The 5271-nt window shown below is 47.3% G+C and carries 5 protein-coding genes; 3 read left to right on the top strand and 2 right to left on the bottom strand.

Annotated features, from left to right (window positions below; all coding sequences use genetic code 11):
- The 3 genes from QAS77_RS10400 to pheS all read left to right on the top strand — a co-directional run.
- Positions 1–972 (top strand): radical SAM/SPASM domain-containing protein (locus QAS77_RS10400; RefSeq protein ID WP_305065423.1); only part of this gene is annotated, 972 nt, incomplete at its 5' end.
- 86 nt (positions 973–1058) lie between these two features.
- Positions 1059–2357, top strand: coding sequence for a tryptophan--tRNA ligase (locus QAS77_RS10405; protein WP_305065425.1), 1299 nt, complete (start codon positions 1059–1061; stop codon positions 2355–2357).
- 18 nt (positions 2358–2375) lie between these two features.
- Positions 2376–3857 carry a phenylalanine--tRNA ligase subunit alpha gene (gene pheS / locus QAS77_RS10410; RefSeq protein WP_305065426.1) on the top strand — a complete coding sequence of 494 codons (1482 nt, stop codon included), beginning with the start codon at positions 2376–2378 and terminating at the stop codon, positions 3855–3857.
- A 17-nt stretch (positions 3858–3874) separates the two neighbouring features.
- Here pheS and QAS77_RS10415 read toward each other — a convergent pair whose 3' ends face one another.
- Complete coding sequence (locus tag QAS77_RS10415; RefSeq protein WP_305065427.1) at positions 3875–5014, bottom strand: DUF362 domain-containing protein; 1140 nt, start codon at positions 5012–5014, stop codon at positions 3875–3877.
- Between the two features lie 3 nt (positions 5015–5017).
- The coding region (locus QAS77_RS10420; protein ID WP_305065429.1) for a DUF531 family protein at positions 5018–5271 on the bottom strand (254 nt) is incomplete at its 5' end.

Here is a 5271-nt window from a genome sequence, read left to right on the forward strand (position 1 = left end):
ATCCCCAGTAATGTGTTCAAACGCCTGTTGTTCGCAGAGACCCAGATAGCTCTTGGGAAATACGTTCCAGAGACAGTTTCTTTTGAGATTACAAGGAACTGCAACTGCAACTGTGACCACTGCATCATGAGCGGAGGAGAAGGAGACCTCGATACTCCCACCATCAAAAAAGCCATTGACGAAGCCCTGGATATGGGTGCAGTAGTCATCACTTTCACCGAAGGGGACCCGCTTCTTCGAGAGGATATATTCGAACTTATCGAATATGTAGATAAGGACAAAGCAATAGTCAACATCTACACCCCTGGCACGGAAATGACGCCCGAGGTTGCACAAAAACTTAAAGATATAGGACTTCACAACCTCCTGATCAGCATATACTCCACTGTACCGGAAGAGCACGATTCCGTAAGAAAACTGGAAGGTGCTTTTGAAAAAGCGACCGGTGCAATAAAATATGGATTGGATGCCGGACTTCTTGTTACCATGTGCACCCATGTATCTCCTAAGAACATGGAAAAACTGGAATCGATGTACCAGTTTGCAACGGAATTGGGAGTACACGAATTCTCCCTCTGGGAATCAGTTCCTAAAAGACCTGAAGACCCCATCATCACAGATGAGGACAGGGATCGCATAATGGAAATGTATCACAGTATCAATGCTTCCAAGGACGGACCCCGAATATTTGCGAATACCTATTTCGAAGGCGAAATGCTTGGCTGCATGGCAGGTCAACGCTGGCTACACGTGTGCGTGGAAGGTTCTGTAAAACCTTGCCCGTACATCCCGTTCAGTTTTGGTAATATACAGACCGACTCGCTGAGATCGATATGGAGCAAGATACGCAAGGTCAGTGATTTCAAGGGAGAAAGACACACCTGTCTTATGCAGGAGAAGGAATATCTGAAACTCGTCTCAAGGATCCCCGAGGAAGCCAGCAAACCTTATGATTTCAAGCTTATCAGGTAAGCGACATATACGTTCAAATTCAAGAATACTGATATTATAAGCGGCAAAAAATTACAGACGCGGCAAAAAATTTACAGAGGCAGCACATGAATATGAAACTTGACCCATGGGGTTCTGTGAACATCGATGACTATTCCAAACTATTCGATGAATTCGGCATAATGCCCTTTGAGGACATCTGCTCAGAACTCCCCGACCCCCACCGATACATGCGCAGAAAAATGATATTCGGACATCGAAGTTATGATCTGATAACAGATGCAATGAAGAACAAAGAACCTTTCTCGGTCATGAGCGGTTTTATGCCAACCGGAGGAGGACATCTCGGACATAAGATGGTCATGGAAGAGATAATCTGGCATCAGAAGATGGGAGGAGATGCATTTGTAGGCATTGCGGACAGGGAAGCATATTCAGTAAGAGGCATTTCATGGGAAAAGTGTCGCCAGATAGGCATAGAAGATTACATTGTAAGCCTCATTGCCCTTGGATTTGAACCGGACGGACATATTTACTTCCAGTCCGAATCCGAAAATGTGAAGGACCTTGCATTCGAACTCAGTGCCAAGGCGAACTTCTCAGAACTCAGTGCCATCTATGGATTCAGCGGAGAGACCAATGTAGCACACATGGTTAGTGCGATCACCCAAAGTGCTGATATCCTCCAGCCGCAACTTTCCGAGTACGGCGGACCTAAACCTACGGTGATCCCAGTGGGAGCTGACCAGGACCCACATATGCGCCTCACCCGTGGACTTGCACACAAAATGAACATGTTCAGGATAGAGGGACGCGAAGACAAGGACAAGAACAAGTTCTTCAGCGTACGTAGCAAAGCCGCACCGGAAGGTTCCCTTGCAGAGATAGCAGAAAGATTGCCCTGGGACACCAAGCTTTTCGAAGGACACATCGATGTCTACGGAGCAGATGACTATAATAAGCTCCTTGAGACGGTAAGAGATGTCGAGATCGAGAACGGAGGTTATGCTTTTGTACCACCTTCCTCCACCTACCATAGGTTCATGTCAGGCTTGCAAGGCGGTAAAATGTCCAGCAGTATTCCGGAAAGCCTCATTTCACTAAAAGAAGACCCGAAGCTGGCTGCAAAGAAAGTAAAACGTGCAAAGACCGGCGGAAGGGTGAGCCTGGAAGAGCAGAAAAAGCTCGGCGGTGAAGCGGACAAATGCTCAGTGTACGAACTATTGATGTTCCACCTTGTGGAAGACGATAAAGAGCTGGCAGAGATATACGATGAATGTATCTGTGGCAAGCGTATGTGCGGTACATGTAAAGCCCTTGCATCAGAGCTTATGGAAGAATTCCTGACAGACCATCAGGAAAAACGTGAGCTCGCGAAAGAAAGACTGGACGATTATGGATTATAAAGAAAGGAAATGATCCCCATGACCGATTATAACCTTACAACCAATGACAAGAATGTGCTTATCGCAATGGATGAACTCACATCCACAACTCCGGAAGAGCTTGCAGAAAAAACGTCCATGAAAGTGGAAACTGCCATGCAATCCGCATTTTCGCTCTCAGAGAACGGGCTGACAGAAGTGACCGATGTTGTCACCGAGATATATTCACTCACGTCAGAAGGCCTTACCTATGCGGAAGAAGGACTGCCTGAAAGACAGATAATGAACTGCCTCTCTGAGCCGACATCCATGGACGAACTTAAAGAAAAGCTATCTCCAAAGATGGTGGGTATCGCAACAGGATGGCTTCGCAGGAAAAATTGGGCGAACATCGAGAAAGGAATGGTGGTCCCTACCGGAAATTCCGATATTGGCGAAGACGAGAAAGCCATTGCAAGCTTCAAGGAAGATAGCCAGACCCTCGAAGAGATAGGCACTGACCAGAACACCATAAAGGACCTCGTCAAACGAAAGCTGGTATCAAAGACCGAAGACAAGGCCCGCACAGTGTCCATCACCGATGAGGGGCGCCAGCTGGTCAAAGCCGGCATCACCATTGAAGAAGAGATCACACAGATAACATCCCAATTATTGAAGAGCGGAGACTGGAAAGGAAAGAAGTTCAGACCTTACAACATACAGACCCCGCCAAAACCAGTGTACGGTGCAAAGATCCACCCGTACCAGCGTCTTATAGACCAGATGCGCCAGATCTTCCTGGAAATGGGATTCACAGAGATTAAAGGCGATGTCGTGCAAAGTTCATTCTGGAATTTCGATGCACTGTTCCAGCCACAGGACCATCCCGCACGTGAAATGCAGGACACGTTCCACTTGGACACAACATCAGAGCTCCCGGAAGAATACAAAGAAGGAATATGCGACATGCATGAGCATGGAGGAGACCTTCAATCTACCGGATGGGGCGGTAAATGGAGCGAAGATATCGCAAAACGCGATGTTCTGAGAACCCACACGACTGCTGTTACCATCAAGTACCTTACAGACAATCCAAACCCGCCTGTAAAAGCGTTCTGTATCGACAGGGCATACCGCCGTGAGACCATCGATCCGACACATACCCCTGAATTCGAGCAGCTCGAAGGCGTTATCATGGACGAGAACATGTCCTTTGCAAACCTTCTCGGATGTCTTGAAGAGTTCTACCACAGGATGGGATTCGAGGATGTCAGGTTCAGACCCGGATACTTCCCATACACCGAACCCAGTGTCGAGCCTGAAGTATACATCGATGGACTTGGCTGGGTGGAACTTGGGGGAGCCGGAGTGTTCCGTAAAGAAGTTACCGAACCCCTGGGCATCAAACAGCCAGTACTGGCATGGGGCCTTGGCGTAAGCCGTGTGGCAATGTTAAAACTGGGACTTAAAGACCTGCGTGAGCTCTACCAGGCTGACATCGACTGGTTACGCAAAAGTCAGGTATGTCAGTTAAAGGATTGATAAGCGGGCATTCCCGCTTAACTCCTATTTCTTATTTTTAGCAATACCTTTGCAAAAAAGGAGCGCTTCATTTCAACTGCACCTGAAGGACACAGTTCGCGACAACAATAGCATAGGATACACTTTTTCTTATTTATTTGCAGTTCCCCGTCTTCCTGTTCTATAGCTTTCGCAGAGCAGTTCAGAACACAAGCCCCACAAAGAGTACATGAAAAAGGATCAATGAATGGTCTTATAGTGAACAGGTTCCCAAAACGGCTCACGATGAAAGAAGGCATACTTCCAACAAGTGTCACCCCTGGCATTGCAAACTCGACCCTCGCCTCATCAAGAGGCAAACCCACCACATCAGGCTCAGGATGACCGAATCCTCTATTGAGGGCAGCAACATTCGTAGGAACCGTCAGAGGATCAAGACCAATAACCTTTGAAGCCACAATATCAAGAGAAGCAGGATCAAAGCTTGCCATCACAAGATCAGAGCTAACAGGATGACCAAGTGCAGGACCGTTGCCTTCCATTCCCACCACCCCATCCATCACAGCAAGATGAGGTACCTTCACAGAATAGACATCAACAAGCGCATCAGCGAACATGTCCATCTTTCCAAGCACATGTGCCTGTTTCCTGAACTTCAACGGAAGAGCACCAAACATATTTTTCACAGCACCAGTATACTTTGTCAGTTCATGGGTCTTGAGCTTTGGAAGAGAGATGACAACATCTGCCTCCAGGACCGGTTTTGCATAATAGATATGTGAAAGCTGTACCGAGTTCTCAACGTCCACAGGAACATAACCTGAAATCTCGAAGCTCAAGACCTCTGCACCCCCCCTTTGTGCAGCTTCCCTTATACCGGATATATCAAGAGCTTCATCAGTAACACCCGGATGACTTATGCCAGCACCATCCCCTACAATAGGGACACCCCCTGCCTCAATGACAAGTTCACACATAGCCTCGACAATGGCCGGGTGTGTAGTTACAGCTTTCTCAGGAGGAACTGCAGCAAGGATATTTGGTTTTAAAAGGACCTTCGCTCCCGGAAAAATAATACCTTCCAGCCCACCTATAAGACCTATGGCCTCTCTGACCGCATCCTTTGCATCCGAATAATCAGTACACCTTACAATGGATACCTGAGACACAGATCCCATTTTTCAGTACCCCCGGTTCTGTTTATTCTCCAGCTTCTTTCTGGTATTGACTATACCCATAATGTAAGCCGGTATTATACCCATGGCAGTACACGTCTCAAGGGAGATACCATCACAGGTAATGTCAAGATGATGGTCTGTAAGGGAATACAATTTCTTTGGAAGACCTTTTCTGCCAAGACCAATGAGCAGAAGATAGGAACGGTTGCGCATCACGCCTTCAGCGATATCTTCCGGAGTGACGGTGAACTTTTCCT

It is taken from the genome of Methanococcoides sp., from assembly GCF_030594565.1.
In the GTDB taxonomy this organism is placed as follows: Archaea; Halobacteriota; Methanosarcinia; order Methanosarcinales; family Methanosarcinaceae; genus Methanococcoides; species Methanococcoides seepicolus.